14 protein-coding genes are annotated in these 20,083 nt (G+C 54.2%); 4 read left to right on the top strand and 10 right to left on the bottom strand.

The features are described from left to right. Positions 1 to 84 precede the first annotated feature (84 nt). Positions 85 to 1,131, top strand: a complete 1,047-nt coding sequence (locus PMI25_RS01515; protein ID WP_081755183.1) for a DUF4062 domain-containing protein — start codon at positions 85 to 87, stop codon at positions 1,129 to 1,131. Between the two features lie 420 nt (positions 1,132 to 1,551). Here PMI25_RS01515 and PMI25_RS01510 read toward each other — a convergent pair whose 3' ends face one another. The 5 genes from PMI25_RS01510 to PMI25_RS01490 all read right to left on the bottom strand — a co-directional run bounded on the left by PMI25_RS01510 (position 1,552) and on the right by PMI25_RS01490 (position 10,043). Then, a complete protein-coding gene (locus tag PMI25_RS01510; RefSeq protein ID WP_007961036.1) occupies positions 1,552 to 2,550 on the bottom strand; it encodes a hypothetical protein in 999 nt (332 codons plus the stop codon). Between the two features lie 1,127 nt (positions 2,551 to 3,677). After that, positions 3,678 to 5,084, bottom strand: coding sequence for a tyrosine-type recombinase/integrase (locus tag PMI25_RS01505; RefSeq protein ID WP_007961038.1), 1,407 nt, complete (start codon positions 5,082 to 5,084; stop codon positions 3,678 to 3,680). Further along, positions 5,065 to 5,682 (bottom strand): hypothetical protein, encoded by a 618-nt coding sequence (locus PMI25_RS01500; RefSeq protein ID WP_007961039.1) that lies wholly within the window; start codon positions 5,680 to 5,682, stop codon positions 5,065 to 5,067. Before PMI25_RS01500 ends, PMI25_RS01505 begins: the two co-directional genes overlap by 20 nt. Positions 5,683 to 5,692: 10 nt before the next feature. Beyond that, positions 5,693 to 7,759, bottom strand: coding sequence for a hypothetical protein (locus PMI25_RS01495; protein WP_007961041.1), 2,067 nt, complete (start codon positions 7,757 to 7,759; stop codon positions 5,693 to 5,695). Further along, positions 7,737 to 10,043 (bottom strand): hypothetical protein, encoded by a 2,307-nt coding sequence (locus PMI25_RS01490; RefSeq protein WP_045121940.1) that lies wholly within the window; start codon positions 10,041 to 10,043, stop codon positions 7,737 to 7,739. The genes PMI25_RS01495 and PMI25_RS01490 overlap by 23 nt, the downstream gene beginning before the upstream one ends. A 67-nt stretch (positions 10,044 to 10,110) precedes the next feature. Here PMI25_RS01490 and PMI25_RS01485 point away from each other — a divergent pair, with 67 nt between their 5' ends. Continuing rightward, positions 10,111 to 10,419 carry a 50S ribosome-binding protein YggL gene (locus tag PMI25_RS01485; protein WP_007961045.1) on the top strand — a complete coding sequence of 103 codons (309 nt, stop codon included), beginning with the start codon at positions 10,111 to 10,113 and terminating at the stop codon, positions 10,417 to 10,419. Between the two features lie 37 nt (positions 10,420 to 10,456). Here PMI25_RS01485 and PMI25_RS01480 read toward each other — a convergent pair whose 3' ends face one another. After that, complete coding sequence (locus PMI25_RS01480) at positions 10,457 to 11,653, bottom strand: benzoate/H(+) symporter BenE family transporter (protein WP_007961052.1); 1,197 nt, start codon at positions 11,651 to 11,653, stop codon at positions 10,457 to 10,459. Positions 11,654 to 12,063: 410 nt separating this feature from the next. Between PMI25_RS01480 and PMI25_RS01475 the strand changes: the two genes are divergently transcribed. After that, a complete protein-coding gene (locus PMI25_RS01475) occupies positions 12,064 to 12,828 on the top strand; it encodes a GntR family transcriptional regulator (RefSeq protein WP_007961054.1) in 765 nt (254 codons plus the stop codon). A 155-nt stretch (positions 12,829 to 12,983) separates the two neighbouring features. Here the strand turns inward: PMI25_RS01475 and guaD are convergent, their stop codons facing one another. From guaD to xdhA, 4 genes are all read right to left on the bottom strand, one after another. Beyond that, positions 12,984 to 14,288 (bottom strand): guanine deaminase, encoded by a 1,305-nt coding sequence (gene guaD / locus PMI25_RS01470; RefSeq protein WP_003223312.1) that lies wholly within the window; start codon positions 14,286 to 14,288, stop codon positions 12,984 to 12,986. Between the two features lie 13 nt (positions 14,289 to 14,301). Beyond that, positions 14,302 to 15,159 carry a xanthine dehydrogenase accessory protein XdhC gene (xdhC, locus tag PMI25_RS01465; protein ID WP_007961057.1) on the bottom strand — a complete coding sequence of 286 codons (858 nt, stop codon included), beginning with the start codon at positions 15,157 to 15,159 and terminating at the stop codon, positions 14,302 to 14,304. Between the two features lie 149 nt (positions 15,160 to 15,308). After that, positions 15,309 to 17,708: a xanthine dehydrogenase molybdopterin binding subunit gene (gene xdhB / locus PMI25_RS01460; RefSeq protein WP_007961058.1), complete on the bottom strand. Its 2,400-nt coding sequence runs from the start codon at positions 17,706 to 17,708 to the stop codon at positions 15,309 to 15,311. Beyond that, on the bottom strand, positions 17,701 to 19,155 hold the full coding sequence (xdhA, locus tag PMI25_RS01455; RefSeq protein WP_007961060.1) for a xanthine dehydrogenase small subunit: 1,455 nt from the start codon (positions 19,153 to 19,155) through the stop codon (positions 17,701 to 17,703). Before xdhA ends, xdhB begins: the two co-directional genes overlap by 8 nt. A gap of 268 nt (positions 19,156 to 19,423) precedes the next feature. On the opposite strand from xdhA, the gene PMI25_RS01450 reads away from it, so the two are divergent. After that, positions 19,424 to 20,083 (top strand): GntR family transcriptional regulator, encoded by a 660-nt coding sequence (locus PMI25_RS01450; RefSeq protein ID WP_007961062.1) that lies wholly within the window; start codon positions 19,424 to 19,426, stop codon positions 20,081 to 20,083.

Genomic DNA, 20,083 nt, shown 5'->3' with positions numbered 1-20,083 from the left:
TGCAGTGACATGACACGTCAGCCAGACGGTATGATCACTATGCTTCTACGACAGGGGGCGCGTAGGCATTTACTGGGGATCTCTATGAAGGTGTTTGTCAGCTCCGTTGTGCGGAACTTTGAGCAATATCGTGCTGCGGCCAGGAAGGCCGTCTCGCTGCTTGGCCATACCCCAGTCATGTGCGAGGACTTTGGTGCAAGGCCTTATTCTTCCCAGGAAGCATGCATGACGGAGGTTGATCAGGCGGACGTGGTGGTACTCATTCTGGGAGCAGATTTTGGCTTTCAAACCAGTAGTGGAGAATCAGTGACGCAGCAGGAATTCCGTCGAGCAAAGGCTGGCGGAAAGCCAATCCTGGCGTTTCTGCAAGGCACACCTGTTGAGGGGGCGCAGAAAGAGTTCCAGTGGGAAGTGTCTGACTACGTTGATGGTCTGTTCCGGGCAACCTTTTCCAGCGAACATGATCTTTCGGACGGTATCGTTCGCGCCCTCAATCAACTGACGGTCAGCCGCCAAGCCATCACTGAACAGGAGTTCATCCACCAGCTTCAGCAACGATACGGTAACGGACGGTGGGGAAGTCGGAATGAAGACACGCGCCTGGAGCTTGCCTTTCTGCCGCAACCTGCGCTTACAGGTAGTCTGCGCGTCGTTCATACGCAACACGAGGCGTTTTTCCTGAAACTCTGTCAGGCGGGCCTCAGTACCCTCAAGGCGGGGTACGATGATTTTGATAGTGCCGAGCTCACGGGGCTAGATACCAAAGGTCTGGTGTGGAGGCATCACGATAGTGGAATGAGTTGGTTATCGATTTCCCTGGCCAACCCATCGTCATCCAGTAATCCCTTCAACTCGTATTACATCTCACCCTCGCTGGTAAGGCAGGCGGCACAAGCGGCTTTTGATGTGCTCAACGAAGGGAAAGGGGGATGGTTCCAGCTTGGATTGTATGGTGTGGCCTACAAGCAGTTTGCTGAACCACCAACGGGCTCGTCCAGCAGTTTTTCTATGCCGCACCGTTCAGAACAGAGCCTTGAAGAACGCCAGCTCATGATCCCCGCGTCCCCGAGCACCTACAGTCGCTGGCTTGACGATGTGATGTTTCGCTTTGCGCGAAAACTATCAATGTAGCCTTGTTCGATGCCTGCCTTGTGTCCCTGCGCTTTACAAGTGATCGCGGTGCCATGGAAGCGGGCTTACCGCACCAATTGCAAAGGCCCAATCGCATTGATTGGGCCTTTTTTATTGTTGGTGGCTTTATGACTACCTGTTCTCCGCTTGTTCGATGGTAGTCGAATTTTGGTGGGGAGGATCGACACTTTCTGTCGCAAGTACTTTGCGACTCGGGAAGCTTGGTGAAGTGGTCTACTGCTTGGGAGATGTTTGCGTTCGGTGCTGAATTGGATTCCAGCGTAACCGTATTAAAGTCAGGGATCTGTGGGAGTGTTCACCTGGCATTTAGATGGGGTCGAAGCTGGCGTAGCGTCGTCTAGTGGAAGGGGAATGGCAATGGGAAGCCTGTGGGGCTTCGTCCATTGCCATGGCATCGCTTTAGTCTCGCAGCCAATAAGGAGGGATGTCCAAGCCAAGCTCTTCCAGCGCCATGTAGATGACCCGAATTGTCTCGGCCCGGACTTCACCGATTGGTGTTGGATTTTCGTCCTCGGAGATGCCATTGGTGTAGATGTGCGCTTCAAGGAGGCCATCCTTGAACTCCATTCTGTCCACGTCAAAACGGTAGCCTTTGTCTGGATAAAAGGTGCGCTTCTCCTGTGCGGGGATTTGCACTATCAGGCGCCCATTTCCCAATAGCTTCTTCGCGGCATCTCCCAGGCTAACGCGAAGCTTCCAGGCACCCTGATCGTAGCCATCAGGCTTATACAGCTGGCAATTGAAGCGGGGCGAAATGGCGGGCAGGATCGTGCGGGCAAGAGCTGCACTGACTACCTGCTTGCAGTTTCGGTCATCTTGCTGGCTACGAGTGTCATACACATACAAACCACCCCCCCAGCGACTGTCGAACCCCTCGACTGTGAGCAGGCCACGGCCATTCGGATGACGAGAAACGGAGAACTCGCTGCTGTGACGATAGAAGTAAGCTGAGTCAACTTGGTACGGAACATCATTCGCATCTCCGAAAGTCGGCATGATGAAAAAGAAAGGTTCCGTGACGCTGCCTTGTTGGTGATCAAGAGCTTCCACATCCAGAATATAGGATGAGTTGGAGTAGCGAGGGTTGGGAGGCTGCTTTTGCAGGTTAACAACCAGGCGGCGTCCGTCGATGATGGCGCTGGTCGCTTCTGCCGTGGTGCGAGAGACACCCATGGATTGCAGGCGGTCAATCAGGGCAAGGTGGTTGAACTTGCGCATGTCGACGTTTTCGCCGTTATTGAGTTTGGAGAGCATTGCGGCGTGGCTTTTCAATCCAACACCAGCGCACAACCCTTGACGCAAGTGGTCGAACTTCAGTGTGAAGTGGTCTTGGACAGTCGCGTGGACGGCGTGAGCAAGTCGGTCGAATGCAGCTTGAGTATCGATTTTGGAATGCATAAGCATCTCCATCAAAAGGTGGCTGAGTAGTGTTTTGTGATCCGGTCTGTCGATTACGCTCGGAATCGCCCTCAGGTCTTTCGGGGAGATACGAGTTGGATCGTTGAATCAATGCACTGGAGCTGACAGATGCTCAGGCGTGCTAGCCCAGGCCGGTGGCCTTTTTTCAAGCTAGTAAAAAATCGGCAGGCATGCAAGAGGTTTTTTCGGGAGGGGCGGCGGGGCCGTAGAGACGCTCTTGATCGCACGCTCTCCGTCTCTGAAAACCCACCGAGTGAAAACAGCAGAGAGGCGCTGGACAGAAAAATAAAAAAATGGAACCTTGGATGAAACAGGTGCTACTTGCGAAGAACAAGGTCGCTTCGGAGGAAGACGTGTATGACCTTGATCGGGTGATTCTTTGCATCCCGGACAAAGCTTAAAACGAGACTACTTTTATCCCGGCTAACCGCATTCTATTGAGTAGACGGATGAAGTAGTTATCCTTTCGCGCGATTTAGAACGGCGCGTAGCAATCAAGCTGAGCATTGAATTCGGACATCTCTGGGCAGTGAAAGTGAAGCTTCTGAGCGGTGGGTGGCGCATATTTTTAACACTAATTTTGATTAGTAATGGCACGGTCACCTTTGATGTTGCAAATTGGATATCTCAATCGACATATTAAAAGGGAGAGCAGAACCACGCGAGAGGAGGCATTATGGAAAGCTGAGATGTTGAGCGGCTGAATATTGAATTGCTTAGATTATTTGGGTGGCAGGTGGAGATTGCCGAGCAAGATGAGTCGCTCGGGGTCTCTGGTCAGTATTTAAAACCTTACCGAGTGCCCCGGCCTGGTCAACCTGACTGCAAGAAACTATACGTCGGCCCGATGCCTATCGATATACCTGATTTCGCAATCCATAACGCGGGTTGGCTTTGCCGTGACTATTACCTCCTCGGCTACAAACAAGGTCGTCGCGATGAAGACAGATTCAGACGTAAAAGCCAAATTCGTCGCCGCTAAATTTTGAAGTTGCTAACAACTGACATGACTGTCAGGTTTTTGGATCCATTCTGTCGGAGCTACTGATGCTCAAGGCATTGCACCAAAATAAGTCTGAATCTATTTCTATTTATGACTAAACAGATTAAAGTGCTCCCTCATCTGTAAAAAGTGCTTCCTTGAGTTCAATATATTTTTCCGTGCTGATTCTTCCTGTCTTGAGCTGTTGGAAGAGATGTTCATTCCTGCGCACATAAGCTGCGTTGTTTTGGGCTGTAGAAATATTTTCAATGACGTTCTCGAATTTTGACTTGATCTTAAATGCTGCGTCAACATAGTTAAGGAAACCTTCGAGGGTTGCATGTCCTGATTTGGCCATGGCGTACTCAGCTAACGCTTTGTCGGTCAGAAGTGTTTGTCTGAAGGAGTCGGGGCTTTGCGCTTGGATTTCCACAATGAGGCTGGCAACAATATTTGTACAGAAAGCATGTCTGAAGAGATGAGCGCAAGCCTGAACTTCTATTCCTGCGCTGCGCCTAATGAGCGAGAACTCGGAGGTGAAGGAGTCTGTTTGAAGTGGACGTCCGCCGCGCTCGGTGATGAATAGATAACCATGGTCTGGTCGAAAACGGGATTTTTCCATCACTAGCCGACGCGTCCCACGAACGAAATCCACCAGTTCTGTTATCAAGGTTGGGCTAATTTCTAAGTCTCGGGTCGTATCACCGCCCCTCTTAAGGGTGTTGAGAGTGATAGTGGGTTTCTTCATCGCAGCAGCAGCGTAAACTTGAGCGACAGTGATAGGCTGAATCTCTCCGCGACGCGCACCAGTTTCCTCAAGTACGGAAATCATAAGGTGCCTACGCTCGTACAGGAAGTCTGAAGGGGACATTCCATCTATTGCATCCCGCATTTTTTGAATTGTTGGCTCGGAAATTGGTTTGCGAGTCTTCTTAGCATTGACTCTACGTCTAAAGGAGCGGTGGTGAACGCTTGAACGTTTAAACGCTTTGCCATTTCGATAGGCCACAGAGTCGATCATTTCTATTGCAATAGTTCCATCAACTCCAACATAGTTATTAAAAAGATTCATTTCCCCTATGTAGCTTAAAAAGCTCAAGCACCTTCTTCCGATGCTGGTTATCGTCCTTTCAGATCTTTTTTGTTGCTTAGGGTTGTTGAGTTTTCTAGCTTTCCGTAACCCATCAATGAAATCATAAAAATCATCGTCCGAAAGAGAGTTCAAAGCTAGTTTGTTAAAGTAGCAAAATCTTAACAGGTGGCTGATCTTGCCTGCGTAATCTCCAAACGTACCGCCTTTGCTACCCAGTCTGGACGGCCCGTCCCCACCTCGTCCAGATCTCATGCGTAGCTTTATCATGTATGCGTTAGCTTGTAAGCACGGAGAGCCGTCAGGCCAAGTCAAAAAAGGTAAATTGCTCGCATCCAGTACCTTAAGTCTGTTTTGCGATAAGGAGTCATAAAGCGATAAAACTGGAATCAACGTGAAAAGTTGTGAGGAGTTAGGATAATCAGTGATCTTTTTTTTCATTAGGCACCAATTGTAAGTGAGTTTGTTTGGAGATGAGGGTGAGGTCATCGTAAGGCGCTGGATTCAAGCTTAAAATCTTGATAATTCGATTGATTGCATCATTGATCCTTTTTTGCCGAATCTCGGGATTGGTGGTCTGTGAAATAGTAAGTAGGTCTCGCCGATTGACTTCTAATGCCTGTATGAGCACCATATTCACAGCGTGTAAGCGAGATAAGCTTGACTCGGATTCGATCATCTGGCCCTCTAAAAATGATTTAGTCCTTTTTTGGGGCGCGATGATTGGAGGTGCGTTGTGGCGGGTTATAGCCATGAGGGCATGCAATCGCAGTCTATCTAGATACTCGAAATCGCGATCCGGCCCGTTATTTAATAGGCGCTTTTTTAGCGTGTTGAGGCTCATTGGCTGAATTGAATATTGGTTCGATCCAATGTGAAAGTCTATATGCAAAGCACACAATCCGCCCTGGCTGCTTAGTGCTTTTACTACATTTTCGTAAGCAACGAAATTAGATGGATGGCATCCAATTTCTGATAAGAGGCTGAAAATATTATCAATGGATTGATCGATTAATTCTCTATTTGTCAAATTTTTCATTCGTGGAGACTCAGCTGACAATAAAAAGGACGCGCATGGATTTACCATTTTCGTCTGTAAAAAACTGGGGCTCAATGTGCGCCTTTCCTTCCTCAAACATGTTTACGAGATATTGCTCAATTTTTTGCTCATCCACCAAAGAGAACCGGTCTGTGCCAAACCTAGCGGCGAGTAACTCTTGAAGATTTTGGTAGTTATCTAGTCGGTCGCTCTTCGCTAATTCTGTAAAATACCTTGCGCCTGCGCCGTGAATTTCCTTTGGCGTGAGGCATTCCGTCAGGTATCTCCATACGTGTTCAATGTCTCTATGGCCTAGCATCCACCGAAGCGTGTCCAAATCTCCGAAGCTATTGGAATAAAAGAACATCATCGCAAAGAATCTTCTGAGTTGATGTTGTCGGATGTAGTAACGTTTTCCTGCCGAGGTTAACGGGGTATCGAAGTAGTCGCAAACAAAGTCAAAACACCGGTTGTATTGGTAGCGTGAGGCTTTATTAAGTCCGCCATAGCCTAAAAGATAGGGTGTTGAAAATAGATCGGTCATATCGTCAATCACCCCCACGCGCTTGAGGATTTTTTGGAAGCGACGAAGCTCCTCGATCATTTCAGCCGCAATTGCGTCAATTGGTCGCGATTCCCGCTGCCTAAGACCTAAAGCTTTTTTGATTGATTTCCCTAGGCGAAAAATTAACCATGATCTGGAGGTGTCTAGGCATGTTTTCGCATTCAGTGTTACCAGTTCATCCATGCGTCGGGCCATAATCATACCCACGATCAGTTGCACGCTTCCTATATATACATGTACAAGTTCTAGAAGGCCATGATTGGCTCGAAGGTTTTTGTAATATGTTGTTATATTTTCTTTGCGAGTACCATGAAAGCTAGATTTCCTAAAGCACGAAAGGCCTAGTTTTTTTACACCTAGCTTGATCAGCGTTGGCCCAACTATTCTCCGGATCGATTCGGAGCCCAGTTGGTGCATTGAAACCCTGTTTTTCTGGCAATGCGCTGCAACTCTGATAAAGCCGTTTAGAATATTCCGGCCATGTTCGATGTGAAACTCGGTGCTTTTCCTAAAAAGCGAAAGGAGAACATCAGATGGAACGCTTCTGAAACGAGCGGATATACCCGTTTTCGGGGAATAGTCTGAGAGCAGATCTGTATTGGCGGGTGAAGGTAATCCCAGTGTTTCTAACATGGCACTGCATGTAAAGAAGTACCGGTAATAAAATAAATACGTTTCCTGTAGTCGCTCGGATTTTCCTGTTGTGACAGCGACAGCCGGGTACTCGCGCTTATGAATCGGCTCGTTGGGAAAAAAACTCAAGGCGTCAAATGTGGTTTTTTGTGTATGCTTTCCTCTGAGTGTGTCTGAGTAAAGATGCTGCGATAGCTTTTTTGTATTTACCGCGAATCCGTATACGTTGTTTCTATAGTAGAATCCCGCTTCCATAAGCGCAGCCCGCAACCTTGGGATGTACTCAACGGGGATATCTAACTCATATCCTTCAAGCTGATCGTCACTGACTACACTCATAGCTGAATATTTTAAGAAATATTTCTCGGCGTCGTGCTCGGTAAAATCTCGCAATTTCTCTTTGAAGAAAGCAGTTGCGCGATTGTGCCAGTCATATATTGAATCCTCGGATCTCGAAGATGATGAAAGTTGGTCAAGAATAAATTTCATATCATCGAAATCGAGTGCGGCCATGCCGAGATTCACTAACTGAAGTTCTTGGGCGTGAATCAACAGGTAGTCGATGGTGCGCATCGAGCATTTCAAGCGGATATTTTTCGTTTCGGCTGCGAGAGTTGTGAACTCCCCATTCATGCCATCTACTGAAGCAATAAGGAGGTGCTTAAGTGAATTTAGTAATGTGATGTTTTGCGAGTCAGTAAGTAGCGTCCCATTCCAGAGCCTGACCTGCCAATCAATGATAATTGGATTTTGCTGACAGGTTTTTATATTCCAGAGATGGTCGTTAAATTCCGAGTGCAGCCAGTGAGCCCTGCTAAACCTCGGCTGAGGGGCGAACTCGAAGTCGTGAAGGAAATCATATCCAGTGGTCAGGGACATAGATCAGCTTCTCCATTTTTTTCGGATCAATCAATTTTAAGGCGGACTCTAAGTATTTTTTGAGTGGCCTATTCTTACCATTTGTAATTTCGGATTTGATCCTGCCCGCTATGGATGACCAGTACACTGCTTTTCCGCACACCTGATCAAGTTGCATTGAAGCTTTAACAGCCGCCTCCAATGACAATAATGACGCCAAGAATGCGGTTCCAATCGAAAATATTGCTTCACTGATACCATTGATAGGAATATTTTTGATCCGTTCAGGATCCGAAACTTGAGACGGGATTTCCTTGATTCGGTGTTTGTCTAGGAATAAGTCGAGCTCGTCCATGTTATTGAATTGCGTAGCCCTTGCGAGATAGGGGCTATCTTCCATCGCCAAGCACACCATTGATTTCTGGAAGATACGAATCCAGCGCGCTTTAATAAAAGCGAGCAGTGCGTCCGGTAGGTAGTGACTTAACAGGTCAGAATAGTAGTGTTCATGGCCTAATGCCTTGGACATTGCCTCTGTACTTTTAGTTTCTATAAATACTTCCACGGCTCTTGATGCACGTATTGTCGTAAGTCGAATTCTTTTCAGAAAGTCCACTAACTCTTTTTCGGGCAGGGTGCAGTGTGGGCGGAATTGGCTGATCAGTTTTTCACGCAGCCCACTATTATTGTTAAATTTGGAATCGTTCCAGATCGTTACTTGCGCTTGTTTTGGCTTCTGGAACCCTCTGCCAGTGGTTAAGAATAAATATCGGTAATTGTCATCGTTTTTGTTTTTGAGTTTAATGCGCGAGTCTGAAGTGATTTCAATTAATTCACGAACTCGTGCAAAGGAAATATCAGTGAGTTCGATTGTTTGCTCTCGGACACTCGATTCCTTCCGATCTTTGTACCCGGTTATGGTGCGCTTGTCCTCATCGAATCCCGAGAGCTGCCCGTTCTCATTATATAATTCGAAATCACGAAGAAACTCTGTGATTATTGATGGGTGCTCTAGAACCAAGATGCATTGATGAGGGAAAAGGCTGCCCGTGGTTATATAACCATAATGATGGGCTAGGTCTGCCTGGTTGCAGGATTCGCCAGTGATATGGTTGTGAATTTTGCACAAGAATTTCTTTGGGATTCCCGATTCTGTGTCTTCCAGTGTCGCGCAGATATCCGCAAGACTGTAGTTTTCATATGCTTCTCCACCGGTATATTTAATCGAGGTACCTAGTAATGCCAGCGATTTCCGACGACGATACCGTGCGATTAAATCATCAGCTTGTTGAGTGGCCCAGTTTCGTACTACGGACAGATCATTTTTGATATGAAAAAATAAAAGCTCTACGGCTTCTGAATCACTTACATAAAGAGGGATTTTGGTGAGCAGTTTTTCCTGGACTATAATTCCATTTGCGTCCTCGAACGTTTTAGAGTCCGACCCTCTTTTTGTGGAAGCAGGTGGCTTTCTTATTGGAGAGGTGAGAGTCGCCCAAATACCATTTTTACAAAAGCACTCTTCAATACCTTTCACAAATTTTGCCCAGTTTTTGATCTGAGACTGGGGGTCGTTATTCTTTGCTTTAGCATTGGAGAAATAGGTGAAAGTGAACTCATGCATGAGCGTTTTCACACCTTCCTCGGTAGAGAGCCTGGTAGGCGTCCACATTTCATGGTTCTTGGTGAGGTAATCGAACAGGTGGTTCCATTCAGCGCGTATTGAGGCAGGCTTTATCCGACCATATTTTTGAAGAGCTTCGTAAATATTGCCCACATAAGCGTGTCCATGATGGCGTGCGAGTTCAGCAAGTCGCAGGTAGGTCACTGCTCCGCTAGTTCCTTCAATGCTCCATCCGCCCCAATACCAACGTTGGTAGTCGGTTGCCGCACCCACCTGGCTGCAAATCATTGGATCTGGCACGCACAACGCTATGTCCCACATTGGAAGATGTATTGCTGAGCGCAGAGTCGGAATCGAGGCAATTGCTTGGTAGAGGAGGCGGCAACGGGTGATGGCGGTGGTCTCGCTCTGTTCCGTCAGTGCGCCCCCGACCATCGCAGAGCAAAACCCCCGCATGATCTTTTCGATCTCCGACGTAAAGAGGGTCGCCAGGGTGATCCGTTGCCCAGTGATATCGCAAAAAGCTTCTAGAAGCTTGAGTGCGCAGGTGATTTCCGTGGCCTTTGAACCACCTTCCTCTTGGTGCTTTGCCGAGGCACGTTCAAGGAGTTCTACAACCTCCGGAGCGATCGCGATTAGGGGGTGGTACCGAATGGCTCGGTAGGATTTGACAACTGTCATTTTTCGATTTAGCATGATATTGGCTGGAAGGCTCGTGGTAGGGCGCTTGCAGTCAGAATGACAGATCGTGCTGAATAGTCAAAGTAAAGAGCTGGGTTTCGAACTGAACCTGGACTTCAAAGAAGACTTGTCCGAAGAAGCCATTGACGCTTTCCTCGAAGCATTCATCAAAGAAGCCATGGAAGCCAACGGTCTGGGTTATGTTGGCGGCGATGACTTCGGTCTGGTTTGCCTGCAGAAGCGTGGCTCGGTCAACGAAGAGCAGCGCGCTGCCGTTGAAGCCTGGCTGAAAAACCGTAGCGAACTGACCAGCATGACCGTCAGCCCGCTGCTGGACGTCTGGTATCCGGAAAAGCCGATCAACGCGGCTAAGTGATACTGAAAAAAACGGCGACCTGAGGGTCGCCGTTTTTTTATGCCTGGGCTTTACGCCAATTCAAAATCAGTAACGTCAAAACCCCCGCGACAATCCCCCAGAACGCCGAACCAATGGAAAACAGCGTCAACCCCGACGCCGTGACCATGAAGGTAATCAGCGCCGCCTCACGCTCCTTCACCTCGGTCATGGCAATGCTCAGACCATTGATGATCGAGCCGAACAGCGCCAGCGCGGCAATCGACAGCACCAGTTCTTTCGGCAACGCGGCAAACAACGCCGCCAGTGTGGCGCCGAACACCCCGGCAATCCCGTAGAAAATTCCGCACCAGACCGCGGCGGTGTAGCGCTTGTTGTGATCCTCATGGGCGTGCGGCCCGGTGCAGATCGCAGCGCTGATGGCCGCGAGGTTGATGCCGTGGGAACCGAACGGCGCCAGCAGCAGCGAGGCGATGCCGGTGGTGGTGATCAGCGGTGAGGCCGGTACGTTGTAGCCGTCGGCACGCAGCACGGCGACGCCAGGCATGTTTTGCGAGGTCATCGCCACCACGAACAGCGGAATGCCGATGCTGATGGTCGCCGCCAGCGAGAAGTGCGGGGTGGTCCAGACTGGCGTCGCCAGTTCCAGATGGAAACCGCTGAAATCCAGCAGACCCATGAAGCCCGACAGCGCGGTGCCGATCAGCAGCGCGGCAAGCACGGCATAACGCGGCGACAGGCGTTTGACCAGCAGATAAGTGAAGAACATCCCCAACACCAGCCCGGTACGATGCTGCGCGGCGACAAAGATTTCGCTGCCGATCTTGAACAGAATTCCCGCCAGCAACGCTGCCGCCAGCGACGCCGGAATTTTTTTCACCAGGCGTTCGAAGCTGCCGGTCAGGCCGCAAATGGTCACCAGCACTGCGCAGGTGATGTAGGCGCCGATGGCCTCGCCGTAGCTGACGCCACCGAGGCTGGTGATCAGCAGCGCCGCGCCGGGTGTCGACCAGGCGATGGTGATCGGTGTGCGATAGCGCAGCGACAGGCCGATCGAACACACCGCCATGCCGATCGAGATCGCCCAGATCCACGAAGAAATCTGCCCGCTGCTCAGGCCCGCCGCTTGTCCGGCCTGAAACATCAGCACCAGGGAACTGGTGTAGCCGGTCATCATCGCAATGAAACCGGCGACGATCGCCGAAGGCGAAGTATCGGCGAGAGGGCGCAGGCGAGTGTAGGTGGCGTCGTTCATGACGGCGGTGTTCCTTCTTATGGAAAGCAGTGAATCCAGCAGGTCTGTGTGCGTGCCCGGTTTTTTGTGGCGAGGGAGCTTGCTCCCGCTGGGCAGCGAAGCTGTCCCAATATGGGCGGCGCAATATTTCAATCCAATTGCGTCGCTTGGGTTTACGACTGCTGCGCAGCCGAACGGGAGCAAGCTCCCTCGCCACAATGTTGGGTACGGCGGCGGTTTTGGTGTTTAAGCCTAAACTCAATCGTAACGGATCGTTGCAATACAGCCGTGGTCACAAACAGCCATACAGTCGTGTTGCCACCATCCATTGTGTACAATCGCGCTGTTTTTTACGCGATACTTGCCAGCGACCTACTGTGCCGTATTACAGTCACGGTCTATTCGCCGCAGTTCTCCCGACTCGAGTGCCCATGAACGAACAGTTGCAACCCCTCAAGAAACAACCGCGAGCAGGCAAAGCCGGCCGCAGCGGAACCCAGGACGATATTGTCTACGCGCATATCTTCGAGGCCATCCTCGAACAGCGTCTGGCGCCCGGCACCAAGTTGAGCGAAGAAGCGCTGGGGGAAATCTTCGGGGTCAGCCGCACCATCATTCGCCGCGCGCTGTCGCGTCTGGCCCATGAAGGCGTGGTGCTGTTGCGACCGAACCGTGGCGCCGTGGTCGCCAGCCCGAGCGTTGAAGAAGCGCGTCAGGTGTTCATGGCCCGGCGTCTGGTGGAGCGCGCGATCACCGAACTGGCCGTGCAGCACGCCACCGCCGAGCAGATCGCCGAACTGCGCCAGATGGTCAACGATGAGCGCGACAGCTTCTCCCGTGGCGATCGCGGCGCCGGTATCCGTCTGTCGGGCGAATTCCACCTGAAACTGGCCGAAGCGGCGAAAAACGCGCCACTGATCAGCTTCCAGCGCAGCCTGGTGTCGCAGACCTCGCTGATCATCGCCCAGTACGAAAGCGGCAACCGCTCGCATTGCTCGTATGACGAGCACACCCAGTTGATCGACGCCATCGAAGCGCGCAACGGTGAACTGGCGGTGGACCTGATGATGCATCACATGGATCACATCGACAGCAAGCTCAACCTCGATGAGGAAAGTGCGTCGGATGATCTGCATGCGGTGTTCTCGCATTTGCTGCAGACCAAGAAGCCTGGGCGCCCGGCGGCCAAGCTCTGAGCTGACACCGAGTCGACCCCATCGCGAGCAGGCTCACTCCTACATTTGAAATGCGTTCACTTGTAGGAGTGAGCCTGCTCGCGATAGCTTTTTGACAGGCAACAAAAATCCCCCGGGGCTAACACCACCGGGGGATTTTTATGCCTTGGGAAAACTCAGCGCTGATGCACCAGCGCACCCGCCGCATACGTCTGCTGCACCGTGCGGTCATCCCCCAGTGTCATCAGCACAAACAACGTCTCGGCAATGTTGTTGGCCTGTTTCAGGCGATAGCTCAGCAATGGCGTGGCGTTGTAGTCCAGCACCAGGAAGTCCGCATCGGAGCCTGGTTGCAGGTTGCCGATCTTGTCTTCCAGACGCAGCGCCCGCGCACCGCCCAGCGTCGCCAGGTACAGCGACTTGAACGGACTCAACCGCGCGCCCTGCAACTGCATGACTTTGTAGGCTTCGTTCAGCGTTTGCAGCAGCGAGAAACTGGTACCGCCACCGACGTCAGTGCCGAGGCCGACATTCAGCTTGTGCTTCTCGGCCATCGGCAAGTTGAACAGACCGCTGCCGAGGAAGAAGTTCGAGGTCGGGCAGAACGAGATCGCCGAGCCGGTTTCCGCCAGTCGCGCACATTCGTCGTCGCACAGGTGCACGCCGTGGGCGAACACCGAGCGCTCGCCGAGCAGTTGGTAGTGATCGTAAACGTCCAGATAGCCCTTGCGCTCCGGGAACAGTTCCTTGACCCACTCGATTTCCTTGAGGTTTTCGCTGATGTGGGTCTGCATGTACAGATCCGGGTATTCGGTCAGCAATTGGCCGGCGAGGGTCAGTTGCTCCGGGGTGCTGGTCGGCGCGAAGCGCGGGGTGACCGCGTAATGCAGGCGGCCCTTGCCATGCCAGCGTTCGATCAGCGCCTTGCTCTCGACGTAGCTCGATTCGGCAGTGTCAGTCAGATAGTCCGGCGCGTTGCGGTCCATCATCACCTTGCCGGCGATCATCCGCAGGTCGAGCTTCTCGGCGGCCTCGAAGAACGAATTCACCGATTGCGGGTGCACGCTACCGAACACCAGCGCGGTGGTGGTGCCGTTGCGCAGCAGTTCCTTGATGAAAATGTCCGCCACTTCATCAGCGTGGGCCTTGTCACCAAACTGGCTTTCGCACGGGAAGGTGTAGGTGTTGAGCCAGTCCAGCAGTTGCTCGCCGTAGGCCCCGACCATGCCGGTTTGCGGCAGGTGGATGTGGGTGTCGATGAAGCCCGGGGTGATCAGCGCGTCCTGGTAGTGGGTGATCTCGATGTCCGCCGGCAGGGTCGGCAGCAGTTCGCTGGCGTGGCCGAGGGCGCTGATCTTGCCGCCATCGACCACCAGCAGGCCATCTTCGAAATATTCGTAAGAGGCTTCGATCCCGACTTCGGCGGGGTCGGCGATGCTGTGCAGGATGGCGGCGCGGTAGGCTTTGCGAGTCAGAGGCATGAGGGTTCTCTAATCAGTTTGAGGCTTTGAGTTTGGCGGCCTGACTGCGCCGGGAAACCGGCAGCAGTTTGGCAATCGGTTCGGCGCTGGCGCTGTGCTGGCCGAAATTGGCGTTATAGGTGGCGATGATTTCGCCAGCGATGGAGATGGCGATTTCCACAGGCAGTTTGCCTTTGACTTCGCCGATGCCCATCGGGCAGCGCATGCGTTGCACGACGCCGCTGTCGAAACCGCGATCACGCAGGCGATGTTCGAACTTGGCCCGTTTGGTCTTCGAACCGATCAGGCCGAAGTAGGCGAAGTCGTTGCGCTTGAGGATCGCGGCAGTGAGTTCCAGGTCGAGCTGATGGTTGTGGGTCATGACGATGCAATAACTGCCGGCGGGCAGGTCGTCGATTTCATCCACAGGCTCTTCGGCGACGATTTTACGCACGCCGTGGGGAATCTGGTCGGGGAATTCCTCTTCCCGCGAATCGATCCAGCGCACCCGGCAGGGCAGGCTGGCGAGCAACGGCACCAGCGCGCGGCCGACATGCCCGGCGCCGAACACGGCAATCTGCGCCTGTACCTGGCCCATCGGTTCGAACAGCAACACCGTGGCGCCACCGCAGCACTGGCCGAGGCTGGCACCGAGGCTGAAGCGCTCCAGATGAGTGTCCTGCTTGCCGCTGGCGAGCATCTCGCGGGCGATCTGCATGGCTTTGTATTCCAGATGCCCGCCACCGATGGTGTCGAAGGTCTGTTTCGCGCTGACGACCATTTTCGAGCCGGCATTGCGCGGGGTCGAGCCGAGTTCTTCGATGATCGTCACCAGAACGCAGGGTTCGCCCTGGTTCTGCAGGTCGGCGAGGGCGTCGATCCAGTTGTACATATGTCACCCCTACAACATCGTTGTCTGTTCGGGCCTATTCGCGAGCAAGCTCGCTCCCACATTTTTGATCTCTGTCTTCCACAAAATCTGTGCCCACTGAAGATCTACTGTGGGAGCGAGCTTGCTCGCGAATGGCCGCGCCTCGGTCGTTAGAGCGGAGCCAACTCGGTTTCGGCTTCGACCGCTTTCACGGTCTTGAGCTGGCGCATCTGCTCACACCCCCACAACACCCGCTCCGGGGTCGCCGGTGCATCGATCTTCGGCTGATGCTTGTAGTCGCCGAGGCTGGCCACCGCGTCCTTGATCGCACACCAAGACGCAATCCCGAGCATGAACGGCGGTTCGCCCACGGCCTTGGAATGGAACACCGTGTCTTCCGGGTTCTTGCGGTTCTCCACCAGCTTCACCCGCAGGTCCAGCGGCATGTCCGCCACGGCCGGGATCTTGTAGCTGGCCGGGCCGTTGGTCATCAGCTTGCCCTTGTTGTTCCAGACCAGCTCTTCCATGGTCAGCCAGCCCATGCCCTGAATGAAGCCGCCCTCGACCTGACCGATGTCGATCGCCGGGTTCAGCGAGGCGCCGACGTCGTGGAGGATGTCGGTACGCAGCATCTTGTACTCGCCTGTGAGGGTGTCGACGATCACTTCGCAGCACGCCGCGCCGAAGGCGAAGTAGTAGAACGGCCGACCCCGGGCCTGGCTGCGGTCGTAGTAGATTTTCGGGGTCTTGTAGAAACCGGTGCTCGACAGCGAGACCTGATTGAAATACGCCAGTTGAATCAGCGCTTCGAAGGTCATGATGTGGTCACGCACGCGCACATGCCCGTTGTGGAATTCCACGTCTTCTTCGCTGACCTTGTAGTGCCGCGCGGCGAATTCCACCAGACGCTGCTTGATGATTTCGGCGGCGTTCTGCGCCGCTTTACCGTTCAGGTCGGCGCCGCTGGAGGCCGCTGTCGGCGAGGTGTTCGGCACTTTGTCGGTGTTGGTCGCGGTGATCTGCACCCGATCCATTTCCACCTGGAATACTTCGGCCACCACCTGCGCGACCTTGGTGTTCAGGCCCTGGCCCATTTCCGTGCCGCCGTGGTTCAAGTGGATGCTGCCGTCGGTGTAGACGTGGATCAGCGCGCCAGCCTGATTGAGGAAACTGGCGGTGAAGGAAATGCCGAATTTCACCGGGGTCAGCGCCAGGCCTTTTTTCAGGATCGGGCTGTTGGCGTTGTAGCGGCGGATCGCTTCGCGGCGTTCGGCGTACTGGCTGCTGGCTTCAAGTTCGGCAGTCATTTCCTCGAGCATGTTGTGCTCGACGGTCTGGTAGTAGTGGGTGACGTTGCGCTCGGTCTTGCCGTAGTAGTTGGCCTTGCGCACGGCCAGTGGATCGAGGTTGAGGTGGCGGGCAATCGCATCCATCACTTCTTCGATGGCGACCATGCCTTGCGGGCCGCCGAAACCCCGGTAAGCGGTGTTCGACGCGGTGTTGGTCTTGCAGCGGTGACCGTTGATGGTCGCGTCACCGAGGTAGTACGAGTTGTCCGAGTGGAACATCGCCCGGTCGACAATCGACGCCGACAAGTCCGGCGAGCAGCCGCAGTTGCCGGCCAGGTCCATGTTGATCCCGTGCAAGCGCCCGGTGCTGTCGAAGCCGACGTCGTACTCGACGTAGAACGGGTGACGCTTGCCGGTCATCAGCATGTCTTCAACGCGTGGCAGACGCATTTTGGTCGGCTGACCGGTGAGGTGCGCGACCACCGCGCACAGGCACGCCGGGCTGGCGGCCTGGGTTTCCTTGCCGCCGAAACCACCGCCCATGCGGCGCATGTCGACGACGATCTTGTTCATCGACACGTCGAGCACTTCGGCCACCAGTTTCTGTACTTCGGTGGGGTTCTGCGTCGAGCAGTAGACGATCATGCCGCCGTCTTCGGTGGGCATCACCGAGGAGATTTGCGTCTCCAGATAGAAGTGTTCCTGGCCGCCAATGTGCAGTGTGCCTTGAATGCGGTGCTCAGCTGTTGCCAGCGCCGAAGCCGAATCGCCGCGTTGGTGGGTGTGGCTGTCGAGCACGAAGTGGCGTTTGCGCAGGGCTTCAACCACGTCGAGCACCGGTTCCAGATCTTCGTATTCGATGATCGCGGCCATGGCGGCCTTGCGCGCGGTTTCCAGGTCTTTCGCTGCGACGGCGAGAACCGGTTGCCCGACGAATTGCACATCGTCGATGGCCAGCAGCGGGTCGCCCGGCAGCAGCGGGCCGATGTCTTTCAGGCCCGGCACGTCTTCGTGGGTGATCGCAATGCGCACGCCTTCGAAGGCGTAGCAGGGCTTGGTGTCGATGCTGATGATTTTCGCGTGGGCGCGGTCCGACATCCGGGCATAAACGTGCAGTTGGTTGGGAAATTCCAGGCGATCATCGATGTACTGCGCTTCACCGGACACGTGCTTGGGCGCGCTGTCGTGCTTGACGCTGCGGCCGACACCGGTGGTCAGGTCCCTGGCGAACAGTTCCGCCAGTTCAGCTTGAGTTTTCTCTACGCCGTGATGGTTAGACATAAGCGGTCACCCGAGTCTCGATGTGCGGTGTTTGCAGTTCGATGAAGTATTTGCGCAGCAGGTTCTGCGCGCTGAGCAGGCGATATTCCTTGCTGGCGCGGAAGTCCGAGAGCGGCGTGAAATCTTCGGCCAGAGCGGCACAGGCGCGTTCGACTACGGCGCTGTTGAACGGCTGGCCGAGCAACACGGCTTCGCAGTGAGCGGCGCGTTTCGGGATCGCGGCCATGCCGCCGAATGCCATGCGCGCGTCGGTGATTACGCCGTTTTCCACACGCAGGTTGAACGCGGCGCAGACGGCGGAGATGTCGTCATCCAGGCGCTTGGAAACCTTGTAGGCGCGAAAGCGCTGCTCGGCGGTGGCGCGGGGGACGATGATCTTCTCGATGAACTCGCTTTCCTGACGGGCGGTGACCTTGTAGTCGATGAAGTAATCTTCCAGGTTCAGCGTGCGGCGGGTTTCGCCCTTGCACAGTACGACCTGCGCGCCGAGGGCGATCAGCAGCGGTGGCGAGTCACCGATCGGCGAGGCGTTGCCGATGTTGCCGCCGAGGGTGCCCTGGTTGCGGATCTGCAGCGAGGCGAAACGGTGCAGCAGTTCGCCGAAGTCCGGGTATTCGGCATTCAACGCTTCATAGCAGTCGGAGAGGGCGGTGGCGGCGCCGATTTCGATACGGTCGTCGAAAGTTTCGATGCGCTTCATCTCGGCGACGTTGCCGACGTAGATCATCACCGGCAGGGTGCGGTGGAACTGGGTGACTTCCAGCGCCAGATCGGTGCCGCCGGCCAGTAGCCGCGCTTGTGGGTAAGCGTCGTACAGATCGGCGAGATCGGCCACGGTCAGCGGCACCAGGCAGCGCTTGTCGCCACTGTTGAGTTCACCGATATCGGTCGGGGCGATGGCTTTGAGGCGGGCGATGGTCTCCGCTTCGCGGGCATCGAACTGGTCCGGTTGCTTGCCGCAGCAGGATTGCTCGGCGGCAGCGAGGATCGGCCGGTAGCCGGTGCAGCGGCAGAGGTTGCCGGCCAGTGCTTCGTGGGCTTTGGCGTGATCCGGTGCATCGCTGTTCTTTTGCAGGGCGAACAGCGACATGACGAAACCGGGAGTGCAGAAGCCGCACTGCGAGCCGTGGCACTCGACCATGGCTTTCTGCACGCTGTGCAATTCGCCCTGATGCTTGAGGTCTTCGACGCTGATCAGTTGTTTGCCGTGCAGCGACGACACAAAGGTCAGGCACGAATTGAGGCTGCGATAGCGAATGTGTTCGCGGCCGGCGTCATCCGTTTGCAACTCGCCGACCACCACGGTGCAGGCGCCACAGTCGCCGCTGGCGCAGCCTTCTTTGGTGCCGGACTTGCCCACGTGTTCGCGCAGGTAATTGAGCACGGTCAGATTCGGGTCCAGGGCGTGCTCGCTACGGAGTTCCTGGTTAAGTAAAAACTGGATCACGGAAGGCCTCGCAGACTCATTATTGTTGTTAACCGACTTGAGCCGAATTTAGCAGGTCTGACTTTTCGGTCAATGGTTTTCTGACTTAAAGGTCAGGAAAAACGGTTTTGTCGATTAACGTGTGCTCTATTGAGTATTGACCCTGAGCGGATCCACTGCTTTTTTTGCTTGAATCGTGCCAAAAACCGCGCTGCGGGCACTCCGCCATACACCTGCATTTGCGCTACACTGCGCCGCTTGTGCAGATCGAAGAGTTTGAAGGACAACCATGACGTTCAAGGCGCCGGACAGCCTCGCCGAGCAAATCGCTCACCACCTCGCCGAACGCATCATTCGCGGCGAAATGAAGCCGGGAGAGCGCATCCAGGAACAGAAGGTCACGCTGGCCCTCAATGTCAGCCGCGGATCGGTCCGCGAAGCCCTGCTGATCCTCGAACGCCGCCACCTGATCGCGATCCTGCCGCGACGTGGCGCCCATGTCACCGAACTCACCGCGCACAAGGTGCAGAGCCTGTGCACGCTGATGAGCGAGCTGTACATCCTGCTCGGCAACGCGGTCGCCAATGGCTGGCAGACCCAGGCCGACATGGCGCCGTTCGTGCAGATCCAGCAGCGCCTGACCGCCAGCTATGAGCGTCAGGACATCCGCACCTTTGTCGACGACAGCTTCGCCGTCATGCGCGCTGCGTACCCGTTTGCCAACAACCCTTACCTGCAAGAGACCGTCGAGAACCTGCAGCCGGCCATGAGCCGCGCCTACTTCCTCGCCCTCGAACAGCGCAAGGCCGAAATGAGCGAGTTCCTCGAACTGTTCGAACGGCTGCTCGCCGCTGTGCTCGCCCGTGATTTGCCGCAGATCCGCATCGTGCTGACGGCTTATGCCCAGCGCAGCTGCGATCTGGTGGTCTCCGCCCTGACGGTTGCCTGA

The sequence above is a fragment of the Pseudomonas sp. GM30 genome (assembly GCF_000282275.2).
GTDB lineage: Bacteria > Pseudomonadota > Gammaproteobacteria > Pseudomonadales > Pseudomonadaceae > Aquipseudomonas.
Note: the sequence above shows the minus strand (reverse complement) of the source record. Positions and strands in the feature narration are given on the sequence as shown.